Consider the following 20,245-nt stretch of genomic DNA (forward strand, 5'->3'; position numbering starts at 1 on the left):
GAACCATCAGGCCGGCACCGCCGCCACTTCGCGCGCGCGCATCGATTCCAGCATCCGCCGTGCGCGCGTGCCACCCTGGTCGATGCCCAGCGACAGGGGCTTCTCCTGCCAGAAATCGCGCCCGCGCACATTCGCATAGGCGGCCTCGATGATCGGCTTGTCTTCCTGATCGAACGCCTCGCGGAACAGCGCGGTCAGCATCGCGTCCACCTCGGGATTGTCGAGATCGTTCCCGCGCGTCGACGACCAGAAATAGTGGGTGGTGTGCTCGTCCGCGGGGGTGAGAATATGGGCCTGCGGCACTTCGAACCCGGCCTCGCGCCCCGCGCCGTGCGGGGCGACGCCGACGTTGAGCCGCATCGAGGCCGGCGCGTTCCAGCGCATGTCCAGCCAGTGATCGACGCGCGCCTCCGGCGGAAACGCCCCTTGCGCCGCGAGCGGCGGGGCGATGTTCGGCATCCACCAGTTCGAATGCAGCGTATCGCCGTCCACCTCCACCTTGTGCGTGCCGGCGAAGATCACGCCACCCCCGGCGAAGGTTCCCCGGTGCACGAACTCGATGTGCGAGAGATCGAGCAGATTGTCGGTCCCATATTCGTAATTGGCCTGCATCAACGTGTAGCCGCGGATGGTGCGGCTGTGCGGCGAGTCCGGCACGAACGCGAAGTCTGGAATCAACGCCGGATCGGCATCCTCGCGTGCCCCGCCCCACAGCCAGACGATGTCGTCGCGTTCCTCGACGGCGAAGGCGGCGACGTCGGAGCCGGCGGGAATGCGTGCGGAGAAGGGGTTGTGCACGCATTTGCCTTCCGGGGAGAAGGTGAGGCCGTGATATCCGCAAACGACATTGTCGCCGTCGCGCCCGCCGCGCGAGAGCGGCGCAAAGCGATGCGGGCAGCGATCCTGCAGCGCCGCCAGCGTGCCGTCCTGTTTGCGGAACAGGAAGATGGGCTTGTCGAGAATCTTTCGCGAAAGGCCGGCATCGCCGACTTCCTCGGCCCAGCCCGCCATATACCAGGCGTTGCGCAACCAGCTCATCTCACTCTCCTATTTTATATGTACCGATGGTACATATAAAATAGGAGTCAGGCTGTCAATCGTGCAGGGCGGCCTCGATCCCCGGCAGCAACAGGTCCAGCGCCCGCCCGACCCGCGCGTCGATCGTCGCCTGCTCGACTGCCGCCGTCTCGAGGCCGAGAACGGCGCGCTCATGCAAGCCGGCCCGGATCGCGTGGAGAATCTGGTCCGCCATGTCCGCAAAGGCGGCGGTCTCGCGCTTCGTCGGCGCCGCGTGCCCGCGCAGGAACGCGGCGATGGCGTCGACCAGGACGCGGTGGCCGTGATCGTAGAATGCCGCAGCCGTACCCGGCTCGCGCACGCCGATCGCGACGACCGCGCGGTAGAGCTTGAGCGAGGCGGGGAGCATGTAGAAGCGCAGCACGCCGCCCAGCACCTGCCGGAGCCCGTCCGCCAACGGCAGGCTGGCCGTCTCGGGATCGGCGAAGCGCAGCAGGGCCATGGCGCCTTCCACCTCCTGGTCGATCGCCGCGGAGATCAGGCCATCCCGACCGCCGAAATATTTGACGAGCGTCGCCTTCGATCCGCCGGAAAGCCGCAGAACCTCGTTGACGCTCATGCTTTCCACGCCACGCTCGGCGATCAGCGTCCGCGCATGATGCACCATGGCGGCGCAGCGGGCTTCGGCGGCCTGTTGCTTGGCATTGGGGTTGGGACGCGCTGGCTTCGACAAGGATGAGGCTCCGGAAGGGAGGCGCCGTCTTGCCGCCTGGATCCCGGGTCCGCAAGCGAAGCGGCAGCGCCGCGCCGCCGCTGCCGATCCACGTCCGTGGCGGTCCCGCTGATGCCGCTCAGCCGTCGCCCAAGTCCTTGAGCGGCGTGTCGGGATCCGCCAGCCTTGCCGGATCGGGCGCGTGCCGCTCGACCACCAGCTTGCGCCCCTGGACATAGTCCTTGGTCGCGTTGACGCAGTCGAGCGCGATCACCCGGCCCTGCTTCAGATAGATCACCGAGAAGCTGCGGCGTGCAGGATCGCCGCGCAGCACGCTGGCGTCATGCCCGGTCGACAAGCCGACGGTCTGCAGGCGGAGATCATATTGGTTCGACCAGAACCACGGCACCGCGTCATAGTGGACCGCCTCGCCCATCATCGTCTTGGCGACCAGAGTTGCCTGGTCATTGGCGTTCTGCACCGATTCCAGCCGGATGGGCGTATCGCCGGCAAAGCGGCTGGCGTGCAGCGCGCAGTCGCCGATCGCGAAGATGTCGGGCAGCGAGGTTCGGCATTGCGGATCGACCGCGACGCCGTTGCCGCCCGCCGCCCCCGCCGCGAGCAGCGGCTCGACCGCGGGCACGATGCCGATGCCGACGATCACCATCTGCGCAGGGATCACCTCGCCGTCCGCCAGGCGCACGCCGCTGACCTTGCCGTCGCCTTCGATACCGTCCACCGCCGCGCCCAGCCGGACATCGACGCCGTGCGCGCGGTGCTCCGCCTCGTAGAAGCGCGACAGCGACTCGCCCGCGACGCGCGCCAGCACGCGGTCCTGCGCCTCGAGCAGCACGACCTTCTTGCCGGCCTTGGATAGGACCGCCGCCGCCTCCAGCCCGATATAGCCGCCGCCGATCACCACCGCCTGCGCGACGCCGTCGAGTTCGGCGAGCATCCGGTCGGCATCGGCGCGGGTGCGCACGGTGTGGACCCCGGCCAGATCATTGCCGGCACAGCCGATCCGGCGCGGACTGCCGCCCGTTGCCCAGATGAGCCGACCATAGCCGATCGTCGCGCCGTCCGCCGTGGTGACGCGGTGCGCCGCGGGATCAACCGCGACGACACGGCGCTGGAGGAGCATCTCCACCCTGCGTTCCTGCCAGAAGGCCGCGGGACGGATCAGGATACGCTCGAACGCCTTCTCGCCCGAAAAATACTCCTTGGAGAGCGGCGGGCGTTCATAGGGCAGCTCGGGCTCGTCGCCGATCACCGCGATCGTGCCGTCGAACTTGTTCTGCCGCAACGCGATCGCCGCCTGCGCGCCGCCATGGCCCGCGCCGACGATCACCACATCATATTGCATCCACTGCTCCTTGGCCTGGAAAGCGATTCAAAACCCGAAACCCGCTGTTGCCCGGGTCGGCACGCGACGCGCCTCGGCTATTCCGGGATCAGCGCGATCGGCAGCGAGCCGAGGGCGTGCAGCGTGTTGTTGAGAATGCGGACCGGCTCTCCGGTCAGCTCGATCCGCCGTACCCGCGGCAGCAAGGCGTTGAGTACCGCCTCGGCTTCCATCCGCGCCACCATCTGCCCCAGGCACTGGTGGATCCCGAAGCCGAAGCCGAGATGGCCGCTCGCCACGCGCTCGATATCGAACCGCTCGGGATCGTCCCATTTGCGCGGATCGCGGTTGGCGGCACCGAAGAACAACAGGACCTTGCTGCCTTCGGGGATCGCCACGTCGCCCACCGTCACCGCGCGGCTGGTGGTGCGGAAAAAGGTCTGGACCGTCGAATCCCAGCGCAGCGCCTCGTCGAACACCCGCTTCACCAGGCTTGGTTGCGCGCGCAGCTTGGCCCATTGCTCGGGATGCCGGGCAAAGGCGTGGAGCATGTTGCCGATGCCGTTGATCGTCGTGTCCACGCCCGCCGACAGAAACGAGCGCACCAGCCGCTCCGCTTCGTCTTCGGTGCACGCACCCGCATCGGCGGCGGCATAGACGTCCGCGCCCCAGCCCGATGCGGACAGGTTCGCACGCTTGCACGCCATCGCCACCCAGGCGGCAGCGGGACCGGCGGCGGCCTCGGAGTCCGTGAAGACCCGGTTGCGCGGACCGAAGGCGTTGAACGTCGCCATGGCGTAGGACAACAGATTCTCGCGCCCTTCCTCCGGCAGACCGATCGTCGGCGGGAAGATGCGCAGCGGATAGGCCTGGGCAAGATCGGTGACGCCGTCGACGTTTCGCCGCGCGAGCAAGGTGTCGACCAGCGCGTCGGCTTCCGCCTGCCATAGCGGCTGCAGCTTCCGCAGCGCGGCAAGGCTGACCACCTGGTTCATCAGCCGGCGCGTCCGATCATGCACCGGGGGATCGGTTTCCAGCAGCAGCGACGGCGGTCGCCACGGCTTCTCGGTCGCGAAATCGCTGAGACCGACCCCGCGCGAGGAGATGAATGTCTGCCAGTCCTTCAGCGCGGCGCTGACCTCGGCGTGCCGCGCCATGCCGTAAATGCCGTATTTGCGGAGATAGAATACGGGCCCGGCATCGCGCACCTGCGCGTGATAGCCATAAGGGTCCGCCAGAAATTCCTCGCCAAAGACGTCGATGTCGATCGTCGGCACCCGTGCGCTCTCGATGGTCGCAACAGCCATCCATCCTCTCCCAACCTGCGCGGCATCGCGCTTGTGGCTAAATTAGTATGCTAAATTAGCATGTCCATTTAAAACTGCGCTTCCTCGGACAGCTGCGGCAATCCCTCGTGAATCTTGCGCAGCAGCCGCAGGAACTCGCCGCGCTCGGCCTCGCTCAAGCCGGCGAGCAGCTGGGCTTCCCGCGCGCGGGCGGCCTCGCGCACCTTCTCGAACAGCGCGATCCCGTCCGGCGTCATGTGGTAGGGCTTGGTCCGACCGGCGAATCGCCCTTGCACCGGTGCGACGCGTCCATTCGCCTCCAGCGTTCGCATCGCCTTGCTGACCGACGCGGGATCGAGACCGACCAGATTGACGATGTCGAGCGAACTGGCCTGCCCTTTCGCCGCCAGCGCCGCCAGCACCCGCCATTCGACGATGCCGATGCCGAAGCGCCGCAGGTAGATGCGCGACGATGTCGACGTCCATCGATTGGAGATCGCGCTGAGATAGAAGGGCACATAGCTACCGAGGTCGAACGGCTCGGGCGCGCGCGAAGCGGGGGATCGGGTCGGCATGGCGTCCCGAATGACAAGAAATCGGTCCTGCGTCACCCTGCGGCGAGTCGGCAAGCGGCGGCGGTGCGCGCACGAGCCCAGAGGGACGCGGGCGCGCACCGTAGCGCTCAGAGGCCGAGCGCGTCCCTGAAGCCGGTAAATGCCGGCACATGGCTCGACTGCCCGCCATCGCAGACCAGCACCTGCGCGGTGAAGTTGCGCGCGGCATCGGAAGCGAGGAAGGCGATCGCCTCCGCAATGTCTTCGGGTTCGCCCAGTTGCTCCCTCAACGTTTCGTCCTCGATCAGCTTGCGGAGCGGCGCGGGGAAATTGGCCTTGAGCGCCGGCGTCAGCGTCATGCCCGGCGCCACCGCATTGCAACGCACCCCCTGCCGCCCATGACTCGCCGCGATCGAACGGGTGAGCTGCACGACGCCCGCCTTGGACGCGGCATAGGCCGCCTGCAGCACATGGCCCTGTAGGGCGAGGTTGCTCACGACATTGACGATGTTGCCACGCCGCGCGCGCAGGTGCGGCAGGGCCTCGCGGCACATCAGCATCGTCCCGCGCATGTTGACCGCGAAGATGCGGTCCCAGACATCGACGTCCATCGTTTCGACGGAGATGTCCTTCATCGCCACCTCGGGATCGAGCATCGCCGCGTTGTTGACGAGAATGTCGACGCCGCCGTGCCGCGCCACCACCTGCGCCATCCCGGACTGGATGGATTGCGCGTCGGCAAGGTCGACACCCAGGCTGTCCGCCCCGTCGATGGCCTGCGCAACCTGCTGCGCGCGATCGAGATCGATATCCGCGACGACCACGCGCGCGCCGCGGGCGGCGAGCAGCGCACAGGTCACGCTGCCGATCCCGCCGCCGCCGCCGGTAACCACCGCGGTCTTGCCGTCGAGCCGATAGGCGTCGTTCATGTCAGAGGTTCCTTTCGTGATGGGGATGAAGACGGCGGCTCACCAGGCGGTGGCGCCGCCATCGATCGAAATGTCCGCCCCGGTCACATAGCTTGCCTCGTCCGACGCCAGCCAAACGGCACCCCAGGCGATGTCCTGCGGCCGGCCGATGCGCTTGATCATCATGCGCTTGGTCGCCTCGGCCTCGAAGGTCGGGTCGGTCGCCATATAGCTCTGGGTCTGTTGCGAGAGGATGAGGCCTGGCGAGATGCTGTTGGCGCGGATACCGTGCGGCGCCCCCTCCATCGCCAGCTGGCGCGTCATCGCGAGCACGCCGCCCTTGCCCGCGCAATGCGCCAGCGCGGGCGATCCGTTGAGCGCGATATAGGCATTTGCCGAAGCGAAGTTGACGATCGAGGCTTTTGCGCTGCGCTTCAGCCAGGGCCATGCCGCGCGCGTCACCAGGAAGACGATGTCGAGTTCGCCGGCGATCGTGTGTCGCCAGTCGGCGAACGTCATGTCCTCGATCCAGCGGAACCGCGACACCGCGGCTGCGGGCACCAGCGCGTCGATGCGGCCTTCCCGCTCGCCGATGTCGTCGATCAATGCACGCGTCGCGGCTTCATCGAGCAGATCCACGCTGTGCGCGTGGATCGTCCCCGTGGCCTGCGCCGCCGTCGCCCTGACCGCCGCCTCGTCGATATCCAGCGCATAGACCGTGGCACCCTGTGCCGCGAACATCAGCGCGCAGCCCTGCCCTATGCCCGCCGCAGCACCGGTCACTACCGCCACCTTGCCCGCCAGCCGCTGCTGGCCTTCCGCGAAATCCGTCATGGCATCTTTCCTTCTGATTGACGGTCGACCGCGGGCACCGAAGCGGCCGGCGGGGAACCGGCAGCCTCACATCGGTTTTGCGAGTTGCGCGACGCTTTCGGCCATCAGGCGCGCGACGTCCTGGTCGTGGCCGCCCTCCAATTCCCAGCGGCAGATCTGCAGGCTGTTCTCGACGACGATGCGTGCGCGCTCCCAGCGCCGCGCTTCGAAATCGCGCCAGGCTGCCTCGACATCGTCCGCCTGCGCCAGATAGCCGCCGAGCAGCAGCCCATCTTCCACCGCCAGCCCTGCGCCGGACGCCAGATGGGGCGTGGTCGCGTGGATCGCGTCGCCGATCAATCCGATCGCACCGACATGCCAGGGCGGCGGGAGCAGCAAGGCGTTGAGCGGACGATAATTGACCTGGGAGTGCGGGCCCATCGCGGCCAGCATGTCCGGAATGCGGGTCCCGCCGATCGGCGCCAGCAAGGCGCGCATGTGCGGGGCGAGCGCATCGTCGGCGATGAACGGATTGCCCGGCATCGCGGTGGTCACGAACACATAGCAATGCTCGGAGGAGCAGGGGTTCGCCCCGACCTTGTAGCCGGGCCCGAAATAGATCTCCGCCCCCGTAAGATCCGCCGGCCGTTCCGCGACCATCCGCCAGCAGCCTTGCCCGGTGAACTGGGGCGCGGGCGCTTCGGGCAGGATCATGCCGCGAAGGTTCGAGTGATAGCCGTCGGCGCCGACGACGCCGTCATAGCGCCGCGTGCTACCGTCGCTGAACCAGACGTCGACTCCGTCCGTGCGCGGTTCCAGCGCATCCACGGTGATGCCGAGCCGGACGTCCACGGCATGGGCACGGACATGGCTCGCCATGATCCGGTGCAGTTCCGGCCGCATGATCCCGCCGGCCGGGGGGAGATCGGGCTCCAGCGAAGGCGTCTGCATCTCGTGCATCAACACGCCGTCGCCCGTGAAGAACTTGACGCGATTCGACATGAAGCCGGACGCCACCACGTCCTGCAGCACCCCCAGCCGGTCGAACGCGCGCAGGGTCGGGCCGGTGATGGTGATTCCCGCACCCACGGCGCGCCACTCCCGATCGATGTCGATCAGGTCGACGTCCGCGCCGTTCTGACGCAGCGAGAGCGCGGCCGCCATGCCGCCAGGACCACCCCCTACGACGAGGAAATGGCGTCGTTCGTTCATCATGCTTTCCGTACCTTCTCTTCGTGCGCGTCGCGGATCGGACGACCGTCCTGCGTTCGTGCTGTCGTCGACGGGGCACGGCATTCGGGTGCCGCCCCGTCGCATCGTCCGCCGTGAATCTTCCTGCCCGCCGGAGCGTTGTTCAGGCGCGCTGCTCCTCGGCGATCAATCGGTCCATGCGCCGGCGTGCCTGCACCGCCCCGGTGTCGATCGGCAGCAATGCCGGCTTGAGCGACCAGAAATCGGCATCCCCGATCCGCTCCTGCTGCGCGGCGAGCATCGGCGAATCCTCGTTTCCGAAGGCGGCCAGCAGCACCGCCCGGATCTGCGGCGTCAGCCCGGGATTGCCGCGCAGCGCATCGCTGGTGTGGCAGAAGAAATAATGGGTGCGATCCTTGCTCTCAGGGGTCATGGCATGCACGGTCAGGCTATCGGCCCCTTCCGTGGCCATGCGCCCCGTCGGGCCGAAGGCGAGCCGCTGGACCATCACGCCGGGCGGGTGCCAGGTCACTTCGTTCCGAAAATCGGCGCGCTGGCCCGGCTCCGGCAGGAAGGCGTTCTGGACCGGCGGCAGCAGCTCGTTGTCCGCGTGCCAGCGAATGGTGACGCGGTCGCCCTGCTCCTCGACCTTGCCCTTGGTGCGCGTATTGATGCCGCCGCCCAGCGTATCGGGATGCAGATAGTCGGCGTGGCTGAGGTCCATGATATTGTCGACCATCAACAGATAATTGGCCGTGTTGACCAGGTAGCCGGAAGCACGGGACTCGGGCGGCGTCTGATCGATGAAGCTCAGATCGGGGATCTTCGCGGGATCGGCCGCGGCGGGATCCCCCAGCCACAGCCACAGCCCGGCGTGCCGCTCCACGAGCGGGAATGCCCGCACCGCCAGCGACGACACGATCGGACCGTGCGGATTGCGCCGACAGGCGCCGTCGCGGCCGAAGCCCAGGCCATGATAGCCGCACACCAGCACCCCGTCTTCGACGCGGCCGCGCGACAGCGGCACGAAACGATGCGGGCACATATCGAGCACGGCGGCCGCGGCCCCCGATTCGTCTCGAAACAGGGCGATCGGCACATCGGCGATGGTACGGGCAAGCGGCGTGGCGCCTACTTCCTCCGACCAGGCAGCCAGATACCAGGTGTTTTTCAGAAACGACACAGGCCTCTCTCCATCTGCATTCAAAAGCGCCTTTCTCAGCGGGAGGCGTCTGGACGTTTCTTGTCGCAACGAAGGGCAGATTGCAATAAAAAATGAATACGTATTCCACCGCATGAAAAACGTGCTATGTGACGGGAAGCCGACGCGCAAAGAACGTCTGCTGGGAGAGGAAATGGTTTCGTATGCGGCTTCTGCCGCCCTCTCCCGATAATGCATCAAAAAAATGGGAGAGGATCATGATTCGCCGGTTACTCGCAACCACCTGCCTGTTCAGCTCGGGCGCGGCCCTGGCCCAGGAGGCTCCGCCGGCGACGCCGCCGGCCGACGAACAGGTTGGCGTTCAGGACATCATCGTCACCGCCTCGCGCCGCGCAGAGAATGTGCAGCGCACGGCGCTTTCGATTCAGGCGATCTCGGCAGACGATCTGACGCGGCGCGGCATCAGCAAGCCCGAAGATCTGAGCGCGATCGCGCCGGGTGTGTCGGTCGCGACCAGCGGCAACTCACCCCAGACCTATATCCGCGGCGTCGGCAACTATGCCGCCAACAGCTATGCCGAGGGCGCCGTCGCCTATAACATCGACGGCGTCTATGTGTCGCGCGGCTGGGCGACCCGCAGCGCGCTCTACGACCTGGACCGGGTCGAGGTTCTGAAGGGGCCGCAGGGAACGCTCTACGGCCGCAACGCATCGGGCGGCGCGATCAACTTCCTCACCGCCCGCCCCCGCCTCGGCCAGGTCAGCGGCTTCGCCGAAGGCGAAGTCGGCAATTATGATCTGTGGCGCGCGACCGCCGCGCTCAACCTGCCGATCGGGAAAACGGCGGCGCTGCGCGCGTCGGGACAGATCACGCGGCGCGACGGCTATCTCAGCAACGGCTATGACGACGACCATTCGGGCGGCGCGCGCGTGCACCTGCTCTGGGAGCCCAACGCCGACGTGTCGCTGCTGTTGACCGGCAGCTATCAGGGCGTCGGCGGCAAGGGCGCCGGCTCGGTCCTCAATCCCAGCCTGCCCGGCAGCCGCTGGCGCGGGATCAGCGACCCGGCCGTGGTCCGTATCGTCCGCAATGAGCCGGGCATCGGGGGCCTGCTGACCGGATTCGCCGACGACGGCTTCGCAAAGATCGACGTCTACGCGATCTCCGGCGAGCTCAGCTGGAAGTTCGGCCCGGCGACGTTGACCCTGATTCCCGCCTATCGCGACGCCAAACTGTCCGACCGCACCTATGTCCCCGGCTTCCAGGTCAACGACGACGAACATGATCGGCAGACCAGCGTCGAGGCACGCCTGTCCAACGAGACCCCGGCGCTGAAATGGGTCATCGGCGGCTATTATTTCAACGAGGAACAGAGCAACATCGACGGCCGTCGCCTGCAATATGTCTCGCAAGGCGTAAACGCGCAGACCGTGCCCAACTTCGCATCCCAGATCCGGAGCTATGCGGGCTTCGGCCAGGCAACGCTGCGCGTGCTGGATGCGCTCCGCCTCACCGGCGGCCTGCGCTACACCTATGAGCGCAAGCGGCAGGCCGGTCTCACCAGTTCCTACGGCTTTCCCAACGCAGCCCCGCCCCTGTGCTCGGGCACCGCGGTGTTCGATCCCTCCACGCCCAGCCCGCCGCTGTTCTGCCGGCTGGACGTGCAGCTGGGCGGCCGCCTGAGCTACAATAGCTGGACCTGGAAGGCCGGCTTCGAATATGATCTGGCACCGGCCTCGATGCTGTACGGCAATGTCAGCACCGGCTTCAAATCGGGCGGCTTCTTCGCGGCGCCGGCCCCCAACACCTTCCTGCCGGAAAAGCTGACCGCGTTCGACATGGGCATCAAGAACCGGTTCCTCGACAACCGGCTGCAGCTCAACATCGAGGCCTTCTACTGGAAGTATCGCGACCATCAGGAAGCGCATCTCGCGCCGACGACGTTGCCCGGCTTCTTCACCTTCGTGACCGAGAATGCCGGCCGCGCGAAAAGCTACGGCGCCGATGTGGACGTGCAGTTCCGGCCCGACCCGAACGACACCCTCACGCTCAAGGTGCAGTACAACAAGAGCAAGTACGACACCTTCGTGTATACGCATCCCACGGCGGTCTTCGGCCCGCCGGCAACGGGTTGCGCGCTGGGCCCGCTGGTCAACGGCGCGCAGAAGGTCGATTGCGCGGGCTTCCAGCTGGTGCGGTCGCCGACCTGGACCGGCACGGCCGGTTATAGCCACGACTTCGACCTTGCGAGCGGCGCGCGGATTACCGCCGGTGTCACCGGGCAGTTCGCATCGAGCTCGTACCTGTCGATCGAGTTCATTCCGACGACCGAGCAGGACAGCTACGCGACGGTGGATGCGGACCTCAGCTACACCACCGAGAACCGCCGCTTCTCGATCAGCGCCTATGTCCGCAACATCACCAATGAGGGGGTGCTGACCCAGGCATTCCGCTACCCGTTCATCTCGTCCGCCAATGCACTGGCCGCACCCGGCGGCATGGTGCTTGCCTCGATCCGCCCGCCGCGCACGGTGGGTGCCCGCGCCCGCTTCAACTTCTGAAGCGGGCCGCATGGCCCATGGAAAAGGGGGTTCCGCTTGCGGCGGAACCCCCTTTTTTTAGTGCTCGAGGTGACGATCAGGCCTGAAGTGCGCGTGCCACCAGCCGATCGATATCGCCGTCATGGCAAAACCCCAGCGCGTCGGCCAAGGCGGTCGTGAGTTGCGGCTGACGCGCAAACAACTGTTCCAGCGCTGCGTCCGGCTGATAGGTTACCTGGCTGTGGCTCGTCGGAAAGCGGCGTGCCAGTGCCGCGACCAGCCCATCGATCCGTACGCGCTGCGCCGGAAGGGTGAAAGCGCGACGCGCGCCGATCGTGCCGCCCGGCAAGCGCGCCGCATGAACGAACGCCTCGACGCACGCCGGCACGGAGATCAGCCAGGTCGTGCCGTCGGGCGACACCGGCAGGACGATGTCGCGGCCCGCCTCGTACGCGTGGAACATCGTGTTGAGGAAGGCGGACTTCAGCCGGGCATCGGCATCCTTGCGCGCGACGATACCGGGCAGGCGCAGGGCCAGCCCGTCGATCCAGCCGCGCGCACTGAACTGCTCCACGGCGATTTCGATCATCCGCTTCTGCGCGCCATAGGTCATCGTCGGTAGCGGCAGGGTATCGTCGTCGATCGGCGCGCCCCCGCAAGGTCCGAACACGGCGATCGTACTGGCGAACACCACGCGCGGCGGATTCTCGGCGTCGCGCAGCCGCTCCAGCAGAGTCAGCGTTGCGTCGATGTTCACCCGCCGGGCGAGCGCATAGTCCTGTTCGGCAGCCCCGCCCAGAATCCCGGCGAGATGGAAGACGAGGTCCGCCCGCCCCCCGATCGCCGAATCCAGAGTGGCCGGGTCGCTCAGGTCACCGGCGAGCTGCCGCACGCGCGGATCCGTGGAGGGCGTCGCGTGCGCCAGATCCAGCAGCGTGAAGCGACAATCCGCAAAGTCTGGCGATTCCATCAGCTGCGTGGCCAGCCGGCTGCCGATGAAGCCGTTCGCCCCGGTGACGAGGATGTGCCGCTGGGCCATCAGGGGTGCAGTTCCTCCAGCACCTTGCCGTCCACGACGACGGGCGCGGCTTCGATCAGGATGAACGCGATCCGGCAGACCGTGTCGGGCGACGGATTGCGCCAGAGATGGTTGGTGCCGCGCTGGACGACGATGTCCCCCGCACCGAGCGCGACGACCTCGCCGCCGTCCAGTTCCAACTCCAGCACACCCGACAGGACGATGCCATAGTCGATCGAGAAGCTGCGATGCATCGGCGACGCCTGGCCCGGCATCATGTCGACGATGCGGATCACCGATCCGCCCTGCAGCGTGAGGCCGGCCTCCCGCGCGGCGCCGTCGTCGTCGCCGTTATTGTCCGCGGGAACGGTCGGCGTCGTCCAGACCAGCTGGAAATCGGCGACGCCGCCGGCGATGGGCTGCGGGGTCAGCGTGTCCACGCTGCGGACGACGGAACGCCCGGTGGAATCATGCGTCGTAACGATGCGTCGAAAGCTCTCGGCCATGCTCTTTCCTTCGTCAGAGGGCGTGTTCGTCGTCCGGGGTCAGCGCGGCGAGCCGCGCCGCTTCCGGGTTCGACAAATGCTTGCGGTAGGGCTCGAACGAGCGCTGGTCCTGGTCGAACGTCACGTCCCAGGGGATGTTGTCGGCCGCGAAGATCGGCGGGGTGTTCGCAGACCACAGCAGCGATCCGAACTTGAAGTCCCAGGCGCGCGGTACCCAATTGTCATCCAGATAATCGGTATCCGCGTGATATTCCGCCTCGCCGCCGTTCGGATTGTCGAGATAATAATAGATCGCCGACGAGATCCGGTGACGAGAGATGCCGCCGGAGCTGTTCATGCTGTTATTTTTCCAGCCGCGCCGCTCCATCAGATTGGCGCCCAGCATGACCTCGTCGATATCGTCGAGGCCGAAGGCGATGTGCATGAAACCATGCTGGTCCGGCGCGAACGGCAGGTCGCAATTCACCCAGAAGATGCTGTGATGCTCGTTGGTGCCGTCCGCACGCGCGAAGATGCCGACGCCCTTGCTATGATCCGAGTAGCGGAAATCGAGGACGTCGCGGTAGAATTCGAACGCGCTCACATAATCCGGCGAAAAGAAGACGACATGGTTGATGGTCTTCGGGATCGCCTTGTGGCGCCATTGCCGCCACTGGTTCAGCCGCTTGATGTTCCCCGGCGCATTGACCGGATCGGGGTTGGACAGGACCGGGCGCTTGCTCCACAGCCGCAGCCCGCAATGCTGGCCGTCGGGCGTCTGGAACAGGATCGTGCCGTCCGCCTCCCGCTGCACGTCGACGCGCGCGGCCAGACGCTCGGCATAGCGGTCCAGGCTTTCCGCCGTGTCGACGCCCCAGATCGTGCGTCGAATGCCGTTGCCCGGAAAGTTGCGCGGCGGCAGGCGGGGATCGTCGCCCTTGCGGACGATGATCCGCGAGCCGCTCGGTACGTCGAAGATGCTTTCCGCCGCGTCCTGCGCCACCGGGTTGAGCCCGAAATCCTGCCAGAAGCGGGTGCAGCGTTCGAGATCATCCACCCCGAACTCGACGCTTTCTACGCCCAATATCGCCATTGTTCCTCTCCGTTCAGCCGGTACGGCCGCCGAAACGCTCGGCGATCCAGTCCGCAATGAAGTCGCGGGCGACCGTGCCGTTGTCGGCGCCGCAATGCTCGATCTCGAAATCCTGTTCGGTGAAGATGCGCAGCGCGCGTTCGCGCGCACCGGTCGCCTGATCGTAGGAGCGATGGGCATGCTCGACCGGGATCTGCCGGTCGCCCGCACCATGGGTGACCAGGAACGGCGCGACGATCTTCTCGACCACGCCGTCCAGGCACATGTTGGGTGCCCAGGCCATGAAACTGTCGATGTCGGGCTGGCCGAACACCCACATCACATGGTCCCAGTAATGGGGAACGGGGTTTTCGCCCTCGCGCGCCATGCGCCGCTGCTGCATCGCGCCCCAATCGTGATTGGCGCCCATCACCGCGCACAGGCTGAACCGCGGCTCGAAGGCGACGGCGCGGGGGGCGTAATAGCCGCCCAGCGACAGGCCGAACATGCCGATCCGCGCGGCATCGACATCGGATCGGGTCGACAGATAATCGACCGCGGGACTGGCCCAGCGCTCGGCGGCATGCGTCCCGGTCAGGCCGCGCAGGCGCAGAGCCTCCCCGGTCCCGGGCTGGTCGAGCAGCAAGGTAGAGATACCGCGGCGCGCGAGCGCCTGGGCAAAGCCGTTGCCGTAGATCTGCTCCTTCATGCTATCCAGCCCGTTGCAGCTGACGATGCAGGGCGCCGGGCCCTGGGCGGTGGCCGGGGCGCGCACGAACAGCGCTGGATAGGTGCTGTCGCCATAGGGGATCTCGACGAATTCGACCGGGTCCCCGCCCAGTTCGATCGAGCGCCGAAAACAGTCCAGACCATCCCGATAGGCCTGCCAGCGCGGGGCATAGTCGCGGGCCTGCAAGCGCTCGGCGTTGAGGAAATACCCGCAGGCCCGGAACAGCTTGGCCGCCGCGGACCAGGATCGCCCAGCCTTTTCGTCGACGGCGGCATTCGCCACCAGCTGGTTGGCGACGCGCAGCCAGCTTTCGAAAAAGGCGGCGGTCGCGGCATCCGCACCCTGCGCCGCAGCCTCCCGGATCGGGCGGCAGGCGATATCGACTTCGCCGTGATTGCCGCCGCCGATCAGCGCGAGGTTCACGCCCAGGTTCCAAATGTAATTACCGGGAAATGGTTCGAACACGAGTCTCTCCAGCCGGGCGCCCTTCCGGCACCTCTTGTGCCTCGCTACCGCTGATCGCGACGCTTTGCAAGCGTATGCAATGCGCCCTGGGGGACTTGATGCTGAAGGCATGTGTCGGCAAGACGAGGCATGGTCGTTCGAAAAAAGAACAACGGGACGCGGTCGCTGGTGACGGCCCACGACGTGGCGCGCGAGGCCGGCGTGTCGCAATCGGCCGTGTCGCGCGCCTTCACGCCGGGCGCGAGCGTCGCATCCGGCACCCGCGCGAAGATTCTCGCCGCCGCCGAGCGGCTTGGGTACCAGCCCAATCTGATCGCGCGCTCGCTGATCAGCGGCCGGTCCAACATCGTCGGCATCGGCGTCGGCAATCTGCGCAACCCGTTTTTCGCCGAGGCGCTGGAACTGTTTTCCCACGCGCTGGAACGGGCCGGCTACCGCCTCCTTCTGTTCCCCATCGACCTTTCGACGACGCTGAACGCCGAAATCCAGGAAGTGCTGCACTACCGGCTCGACGCGCTGATTCTGCTTTCCGCCACGCTGACCTCGGCCTTGGCCGCACAATGCCGACGCGCGCAGGTGCCCGTCATCCTGTTCAACCGGCGGTCGGACGATCCCGAGGTGTCTTCCGTCGTCGGCAACAACATTGTCGGCGCACGCACGCTCGCCGCCTTTCTGCATGCGGGAGGCCATGCGCGCATCGCCATCATGGGCGGCATTGCCGGCAGCTCGACCAGCAGGGAACGCGAGCACGGATTTCTTTCGTATTTCGAAGAGCATGGGCTGCCCAAGCCGATTGAGGAGCGCGGCGATTTCCAGCATGACCCCGCTACCGCGGCGACGCGACGGCTGCTGACCCGCGCCGATCGACCGGATGCCATTTTCTGCTGCAACGATCACATGGCGATCGCCGCGCTCAACGTCGCGCGGTTCGAATTCGGGCTGGAACCCGGTCGCGACATCTCGATCGTCGGGTTTGACGACGTGCCGATCGCGGCCTGGCCCGCCTTCTCGCTGACAACGTTCGCACAGCCGGTCGCGACCATGGTCGATCGGACGATCGACATCATCCGCGAACTTCGCGACGAACCCGAACGCATCACCCACTCGGTGGTGGAAGGCACGCTGGTCGTCCGATCCAGCGCCAGGAGCCCGAGAATCGGCTAGCGCGCCGCGCTGCTCAGGCTTATCCAGAATACGTATTCACGGCTGCCGCATGTGTCGGCGCGCCGACCTAGGCCGGCGCAAGGTCGCGCAAGTGCGGCTGGTTCATCGCCGCAGCCAGTTCGTGCACCAGCGTGGCGACGGCTTGCTGGACCTTGGGCAGCAAGTGGCGGTGCTGCGGATAGACCGCCCAGATCGGTTCGTCCGCGGCCTGCGCCTCCGGCAGCACCAGGCGGACCATGCCGTGCTGCAGATAGGGCAGGATATAGAAGTCGGGCAGCTGGCAGATGCCGAGCCCCGATACGCATGCCTCGATCACCGCATGCCCGCTGTTGCAGCGGAAGCTTCCCGTCGGTCGGTGCAGCACCGCCTGGCCGGTCGCGCGGAAGTGCCAGGTCGAGGCGCTGCCGATGATGCACTCATGCTCCGCAAGATCGGCGATGTCGCGGGGGGTGCCGCGGCGCGCGAGATAGGTGGGCGCCGCGCAGGTATAGAGCGTGCGCGATGCCACGCGGGTCTTGGTCAGCCGCGGATCGTCGACACTGCCGGTGCGGATGGCCAGATCGAAATCCTCCGCGACCAGATCGATCACTCGATTGGTCAGTTCGATGTTGAGCGACAGCCGCGGATGCCGGATCGACCAGCGCCGCAGGATCGGCGCCACGAACCGTTCCCCCATCGTCGTGGAGCAGGTGACCCGCAGTTCGCCTTGCGGCTCCCCCTTGCCCCCGACCAGGGCGAACGCCTCGTCCCGCTCGCGGAGGATTCGCTCACAGCGTTCGAGAAACGCCCTGCCCGTGTCGGTCAGGCGGACGGTGCGGGTGGTGCGATAGAGGAGTTGCGCGTCGAGCCGCTGCTCGATCGCAATAATCGCGCGGCTGACATGCGTCGGCGACATCCCCAGCCGCGCTGCGCCTGCGGTGAAGCTGCCCGTTCGCGCGACCGCCACGAACTCCTCGATCCCGGCCCATTGGCGCATATTACCCCTCGAAATGGCATACTCATTTGCGAAATGAGTATATTATCGCACCGGTGGGATAATGCTAGCTGGTCGAGCCAAGGAGAGACCATCATGAAGACTCGCGCCGCCGTCGCCTTCGAAGCCAAGAAGCCGCTGGAGATCGTCGAACTCGATCTGGAGGGACCGAAGCCCGGCGAAGTGCTGGTCGAGATCATGGCGACCGGCATCTGCCATACCGATGCCTACACGCTCGACGGGTTCGACAGCGAAGGCATCTTCCCCTCGGTACTCGGCCATGAAGGCGCCGGCATCGTCCGCGAGGTCGGCGCCGGCGTGACCAGCGTGAAGCCCGGCGATCACGTCATCCCGCTCTACACGCCGGAATGCCGCCAGTGTAAGTCGTGCCTCAGCGGCAAGACCAACCTGTGCACCGCGATCCGCGCCACCCAGGGCAAGGGGCTGATGCCCGACGGCACGACCCGGTTCAGCTACAAGGGCAAGCCGATCTTCCATTACATGGGCTGCTCGACCTTTTCGAACTTCACCGTGCTGCCCGAGATCGCGGTGGCGAAGATCCGCGAGGACGCGCCGTTCCAGACCAGCTGCTATATCGGCTGCGGCGTCACCACCGGCGTCGGTGCGGTGGTCAACACCGCCAAGGTGCAGGTGGGCGAGAATGTCGTCGTGTTCGGCCTGGGCGGCATCGGCCTCAACGTCATCCAGGGCGCGAAGCTGGCCGGTGCCGGCCGCATCATCGGCGTCGACATCAACCCGGAGCGCGAGGCCTGGGGCCGGCAGTTCGGCATGACCCACTTCCTCAACTCCAAGGGCCTTTCGCGCGAGGAGACGATCGCCAAGCTGCTGGAACTGACCGACGGCGGCGCCGACTATAGCTTCGACGCGACCGGCAACACCGAGGTGATGCGCACCGCGCTCGAAGCCTGCCATCGCGGCTGGGGCACGTCGATCATCATCGGCGTGGCCGAGGCGGGCAAGGAGATTTCCACGCGGCCCTTCCAGCTGGTGACCGGGCGCAACTGGCGCGGCACCGCGTTCGGCGGCGCCAAGGGCCGCACCGACGTGCCGAAGATCGTCGACTGGTACATGGAAGGCAAGATCGCGATCGATCCGATGATCACCCATGTCCTGTCGCTCGAAGAAATCAACAAGGGCTTCGACCTGATGCACGCGGGCGAGAGCATCCGCAGCGTCGTCGTGTACTAATTCCCAACTGATGGAGATACGAAATGTCGGTTATTTCTGGTGACGGCGTCTTCTCGCACACGATGCTCGGCGCAAAGGACCTCGACGCGTCGGTGAAATTCTACGACGCGGCGCTGGCGTCGCTCGGCGTGAAGAATCTCGGGCCGTTCAACGACGGCAATTGGATGCTCTACGGCAAGGACAAGCCGGCGTTCCTGTTGGTCCGCCCCGGCAACGGCCAGGCGCCGACCAGCAACGGCGTGACGATCGGCTTCGCCGCTGCCAGCCCGGCGGACGTCGATGCCTTCCATGCGGCAGGCCTGGCGGCGGGTGGCACCGACGAGGGCGCGCCGGGACCGCGCAATCATCTTCCCGGCGCCTATGCTGCCTATCTTCGCGATCCGGGCGGCAACAAGATCTGCGCCTACACCTTCGTCTGAAAGGCCATATGATGGAGCAGGTCAGTTCGAATTTCAGCTTTGGCGGGACGCAGCACGTCTTCACCCACCAGAGCGAGGCGACGGGTACCCCGATGACCTTTTCGGCGTTCGTGCCGGCGCATGCGCCCGGTGCGCGCCTGCCGGTCCTATGGTATCTTTCGGGGCTGACCTGCACCCATGCCAATGTAACGGAAAAGGGCGAGTTTCGGCGTGTCTGCGCCGAACTCGGCCTGATCTTCATCGCGCCGGACACGTCGCCGCGCGGCGACGACGTTCCCGATGACGCGGCCTATGATTTCGGCAAGGGCGCCGGCTTCTATGTCGATGCCACGCAGGCGCCCTGGCGCCGCCACTATCAAATGCGGCGCTATATCGAACGCGAACTGCCCGAGCTGGTCGCACGGAACCTGCCCGTCGACATGCAGCGACAGGGAATCACCGGCCATTCGATGGGCGGGCACGGCGCGCTGACCATCGCGCTGCGCAACCCCGGCCGCTTCCGCTCGGTATCCGCCTTTTCGCCGATCGTCAGCCCGATGCACTGCCCCTGGGGCGAGAAGGCGTTGAACGGCTATCTGGGCACCGATCGTAGCGCCTGGCGCGCCTATGATGCCTGCGCGCTGATCGAGGATGGCGCACGCCTGCCCGATCTGCTGGTCGACCAGGGCGGTGCCGACAATTTCCTTGCCGAGCAGCTGAAGACCGAATTGCTCGAAGACGTTTGCAAGCGCACCGGCCAGCCCGCGACCATTCGCATCCATCCCGGCTACGACCACAGCTATTATTTCATTTCGACCTTCATGGCCGACCATCTCCACTGGCATGGGCAACGGCTCAGCGGGAACGCCTCCAATGACTGAAATCCTCGTCACCGATCGCAGCGGCACGCAGCGCGCCCTACAGGCCGAAGACGGGCTGACGCTGATGGAAGCGATCCGCGAGCAGGGCATCGATGAGCTGCTGGCGCTGTGTGGGGGCTGCTGCTCCTGCGCGACGTGCCACGTCTATGTCGATGCGGACTCCGCTACCGCGTTGCCGCCGCCGAGCGAAGACGAGAACGATCTGCTCGAGAGCAGCAGCCATCGTCAGGCGACCTCGCGCCTCGCCTGCCAGATTCGCCTGACCCCGGCGGTGGCAGGGCTGCGGGTCGTCATCGCCCCCGAGGACTGACACCGCCGCTTCCCT

General features: G+C 66.5%; 20 protein-coding genes. 6 read left to right on the top strand and 14 right to left on the bottom strand.

The genetic code is table 11. The features are described from left to right. Positions 1-6: 6 nt before the first annotated feature. The 9 genes from A7X12_RS21160 to A7X12_RS21200 form a co-directional block, all read right to left on the bottom strand. A complete protein-coding gene (locus A7X12_RS21160) occupies positions 7-1,038 on the bottom strand; it encodes an aromatic ring-hydroxylating dioxygenase subunit alpha (protein ID WP_064313414.1) in 1,032 nt (343 codons plus the stop codon). Positions 1,039-1,093: 55 nt separating this feature from the next. Continuing rightward, a complete protein-coding gene (locus A7X12_RS21165; protein ID WP_064313415.1) occupies positions 1,094-1,750 on the bottom strand; it encodes a TetR/AcrR family transcriptional regulator in 657 nt (218 codons plus the stop codon). A 118-nt stretch (positions 1,751-1,868) separates the two neighbouring features. Further along, positions 1,869-3,092 (bottom strand): NAD(P)/FAD-dependent oxidoreductase, encoded by a 1,224-nt coding sequence (locus A7X12_RS21170; protein WP_064313416.1) that lies wholly within the window; start codon positions 3,090-3,092, stop codon positions 1,869-1,871. A 77-nt stretch (positions 3,093-3,169) separates the two neighbouring features. Continuing rightward, positions 3,170-4,378, bottom strand: coding sequence for a cytochrome P450 (locus A7X12_RS21175; RefSeq protein WP_064313417.1), 1,209 nt, complete (start codon positions 4,376-4,378; stop codon positions 3,170-3,172). Between the two features lie 68 nt (positions 4,379-4,446). Continuing rightward, positions 4,447-4,932 carry a MarR family winged helix-turn-helix transcriptional regulator gene (locus A7X12_RS21180; protein ID WP_064313418.1) on the bottom strand — a complete coding sequence of 162 codons (486 nt, stop codon included), beginning with the start codon at positions 4,930-4,932 and terminating at the stop codon, positions 4,447-4,449. 107 nt (positions 4,933-5,039) lie between these two features. Then, positions 5,040-5,840: an SDR family NAD(P)-dependent oxidoreductase gene (locus tag A7X12_RS21185; protein ID WP_064313419.1), complete on the bottom strand. Its 801-nt coding sequence runs from the start codon at positions 5,838-5,840 to the stop codon at positions 5,040-5,042. 39 nt (positions 5,841-5,879) lie between these two features. Beyond that, positions 5,880-6,653: an SDR family NAD(P)-dependent oxidoreductase gene (locus A7X12_RS21190; protein ID WP_064313420.1), complete on the bottom strand. Its 774-nt coding sequence runs from the start codon at positions 6,651-6,653 to the stop codon at positions 5,880-5,882. 66 nt (positions 6,654-6,719) lie between these two features. Then, positions 6,720-7,847, bottom strand: coding sequence for an FAD-dependent monooxygenase (locus A7X12_RS21195; RefSeq protein ID WP_064313421.1), 1,128 nt, complete (start codon positions 7,845-7,847; stop codon positions 6,720-6,722). A gap of 139 nt (positions 7,848-7,986) precedes the next feature. Continuing rightward, a complete protein-coding gene (locus tag A7X12_RS21200) occupies positions 7,987-9,006 on the bottom strand; it encodes an aromatic ring-hydroxylating dioxygenase subunit alpha (protein ID WP_064313422.1) in 1,020 nt (339 codons plus the stop codon). Between the two features lie 236 nt (positions 9,007-9,242). Here A7X12_RS21200 and A7X12_RS21205 point away from each other — a divergent pair, with 236 nt between their 5' ends. Next, positions 9,243-11,546 carry a TonB-dependent receptor gene (locus A7X12_RS21205; RefSeq protein ID WP_064313423.1) on the top strand — a complete coding sequence of 768 codons (2,304 nt, stop codon included), beginning with the start codon at positions 9,243-9,245 and terminating at the stop codon, positions 11,544-11,546. A gap of 76 nt (positions 11,547-11,622) precedes the next feature. Here A7X12_RS21205 and A7X12_RS21210 read toward each other — a convergent pair whose 3' ends face one another. From A7X12_RS21210 to A7X12_RS21225, 4 genes are read right to left on the bottom strand one after another with little or no spacing between them, the layout of a single operon-like run. Beyond that, the gene (locus tag A7X12_RS21210; protein WP_064313424.1) at positions 11,623-12,564 is read right to left on the bottom strand and encodes an NAD-dependent epimerase/dehydratase family protein; all 942 of its coding nucleotides are present in this window, start codon (positions 12,562-12,564) and stop codon (positions 11,623-11,625) included. Further along, positions 12,564-13,049 carry a cupin domain-containing protein gene (locus A7X12_RS21215; RefSeq protein ID WP_064313425.1) on the bottom strand — a complete coding sequence of 162 codons (486 nt, stop codon included), beginning with the start codon at positions 13,047-13,049 and terminating at the stop codon, positions 12,564-12,566. The genes A7X12_RS21210 and A7X12_RS21215 overlap by 1 nt, the downstream gene beginning before the upstream one ends. A gap of 13 nt (positions 13,050-13,062) precedes the next feature. After that, positions 13,063-14,121 carry a VOC family protein gene (locus tag A7X12_RS21220; protein WP_064313426.1) on the bottom strand — a complete coding sequence of 353 codons (1,059 nt, stop codon included), beginning with the start codon at positions 14,119-14,121 and terminating at the stop codon, positions 13,063-13,065. Positions 14,122-14,134: 13 nt separating this feature from the next. Next, positions 14,135-15,295, bottom strand: a complete 1,161-nt coding sequence (locus A7X12_RS21225) for an alpha/beta hydrolase family protein (RefSeq protein ID WP_064313427.1) — start codon at positions 15,293-15,295, stop codon at positions 14,135-14,137. A gap of 129 nt (positions 15,296-15,424) precedes the next feature. Here A7X12_RS21225 and A7X12_RS21230 point away from each other — a divergent pair, with 129 nt between their 5' ends. After that, positions 15,425-16,459, top strand: coding sequence for a LacI family DNA-binding transcriptional regulator (locus A7X12_RS21230; RefSeq protein WP_064313428.1), 1,035 nt, complete (start codon positions 15,425-15,427; stop codon positions 16,457-16,459). Between the two features lie 67 nt (positions 16,460-16,526). Here A7X12_RS21230 and A7X12_RS21235 read toward each other — a convergent pair whose 3' ends face one another. Then, positions 16,527-17,435, bottom strand: coding sequence for a LysR family transcriptional regulator (locus A7X12_RS21235; protein ID WP_064313429.1), 909 nt, complete (start codon positions 17,433-17,435; stop codon positions 16,527-16,529). A gap of 93 nt (positions 17,436-17,528) precedes the next feature. Here A7X12_RS21235 and A7X12_RS21240 point away from each other — a divergent pair, with 93 nt between their 5' ends. The 4 genes from A7X12_RS21240 to A7X12_RS21255 are packed head-to-tail and all read left to right on the top strand — an operon-like array spanning position 17,529 to position 20,230. Then, the gene (locus A7X12_RS21240) at positions 17,529-18,641 is read left to right on the top strand and encodes an S-(hydroxymethyl)glutathione dehydrogenase/class III alcohol dehydrogenase (protein WP_064313430.1); all 1,113 of its coding nucleotides are present in this window, start codon (positions 17,529-17,531) and stop codon (positions 18,639-18,641) included. Positions 18,642-18,664: 23 nt separating this feature from the next. Beyond that, positions 18,665-19,060 carry a VOC family protein gene (locus tag A7X12_RS21245; protein ID WP_064313431.1) on the top strand — a complete coding sequence of 132 codons (396 nt, stop codon included), beginning with the start codon at positions 18,665-18,667 and terminating at the stop codon, positions 19,058-19,060. Positions 19,061-19,071: 11 nt separating this feature from the next. Continuing rightward, positions 19,072-19,920: an S-formylglutathione hydrolase gene (gene fghA, locus A7X12_RS21250; protein ID WP_064313504.1), complete on the top strand. Its 849-nt coding sequence runs from the start codon at positions 19,072-19,074 to the stop codon at positions 19,918-19,920. Next, on the top strand, positions 19,913-20,230 hold the full coding sequence (locus A7X12_RS21255; protein WP_064313432.1) for a 2Fe-2S iron-sulfur cluster-binding protein: 318 nt from the start codon (positions 19,913-19,915) through the stop codon (positions 20,228-20,230). The genes fghA and A7X12_RS21255 overlap by 8 nt, the downstream gene beginning before the upstream one ends. Positions 20,231-20,245 lie beyond the last annotated feature (15 nt).

The organism is Sphingomonas sp. TDK1 (assembly GCF_001650735.1).
Classification (GTDB): Bacteria; Pseudomonadota; Alphaproteobacteria; order Sphingomonadales; family Sphingomonadaceae; genus Sphingomonas.

Coding starts and splice junctions, on each gene's coding strand:
- A7X12_RS21160 (WP_064313414.1), bottom strand. CDS start 1,038: ATGAGCTGGTTGCGCAACGCCTGGTATATGGCGGGCTGGGCCGAGGAA.
- A7X12_RS21170 (WP_064313416.1), bottom strand. CDS start 3,092: ATGCAATATGATGTGGTGATCGTCGGCGCGGGCCATGGCGGCGCGCAG.
- A7X12_RS21175 (WP_064313417.1), bottom strand. CDS start 4,378: ATGGCTGTTGCGACCATCGAGAGCGCACGGGTGCCGACGATCGACATC.
- A7X12_RS21180 (WP_064313418.1), bottom strand. CDS start 4,932: ATGCCGACCCGATCCCCCGCTTCGCGCGCGCCCGAGCCGTTCGACCTC.
- A7X12_RS21185 (WP_064313419.1), bottom strand. CDS start 5,840: ATGAACGACGCCTATCGGCTCGACGGCAAGACCGCGGTGGTTACCGGC.
- A7X12_RS21190 (WP_064313420.1), bottom strand. CDS start 6,653: ATGACGGATTTCGCGGAAGGCCAGCAGCGGCTGGCGGGCAAGGTGGCG.
- A7X12_RS21195 (WP_064313421.1), bottom strand. CDS start 7,847: ATGATGAACGAACGACGCCATTTCCTCGTCGTAGGGGGTGGTCCTGGC.
- A7X12_RS21205 (WP_064313423.1), top strand. CDS start 9,243: ATGATTCGCCGGTTACTCGCAACCACCTGCCTGTTCAGCTCGGGCGCG.
- A7X12_RS21210 (WP_064313424.1), bottom strand. CDS start 12,564: ATGGCCCAGCGGCACATCCTCGTCACCGGGGCGAACGGCTTCATCGGC.
- A7X12_RS21215 (WP_064313425.1), bottom strand. CDS start 13,049: ATGGCCGAGAGCTTTCGACGCATCGTTACGACGCATGATTCCACCGGG.
- A7X12_RS21220 (WP_064313426.1), bottom strand. CDS start 14,121: ATGGCGATATTGGGCGTAGAAAGCGTCGAGTTCGGGGTGGATGATCTC.
- A7X12_RS21230 (WP_064313428.1), top strand. CDS start 15,425: ATGGTCGTTCGAAAAAAGAACAACGGGACGCGGTCGCTGGTGACGGCC.
- A7X12_RS21235 (WP_064313429.1), bottom strand. CDS start 17,435: ATGCGCCAATGGGCCGGGATCGAGGAGTTCGTGGCGGTCGCGCGAACG.
- A7X12_RS21240 (WP_064313430.1), top strand. CDS start 17,529: ATGAAGACTCGCGCCGCCGTCGCCTTCGAAGCCAAGAAGCCGCTGGAG.
- A7X12_RS21245 (WP_064313431.1), top strand. CDS start 18,665: ATGTCGGTTATTTCTGGTGACGGCGTCTTCTCGCACACGATGCTCGGC.
- fghA (WP_064313504.1), top strand. CDS start 19,072: ATGGAGCAGGTCAGTTCGAATTTCAGCTTTGGCGGGACGCAGCACGTC.
- A7X12_RS21255 (WP_064313432.1), top strand. CDS start 19,913: ATGACTGAAATCCTCGTCACCGATCGCAGCGGCACGCAGCGCGCCCTA.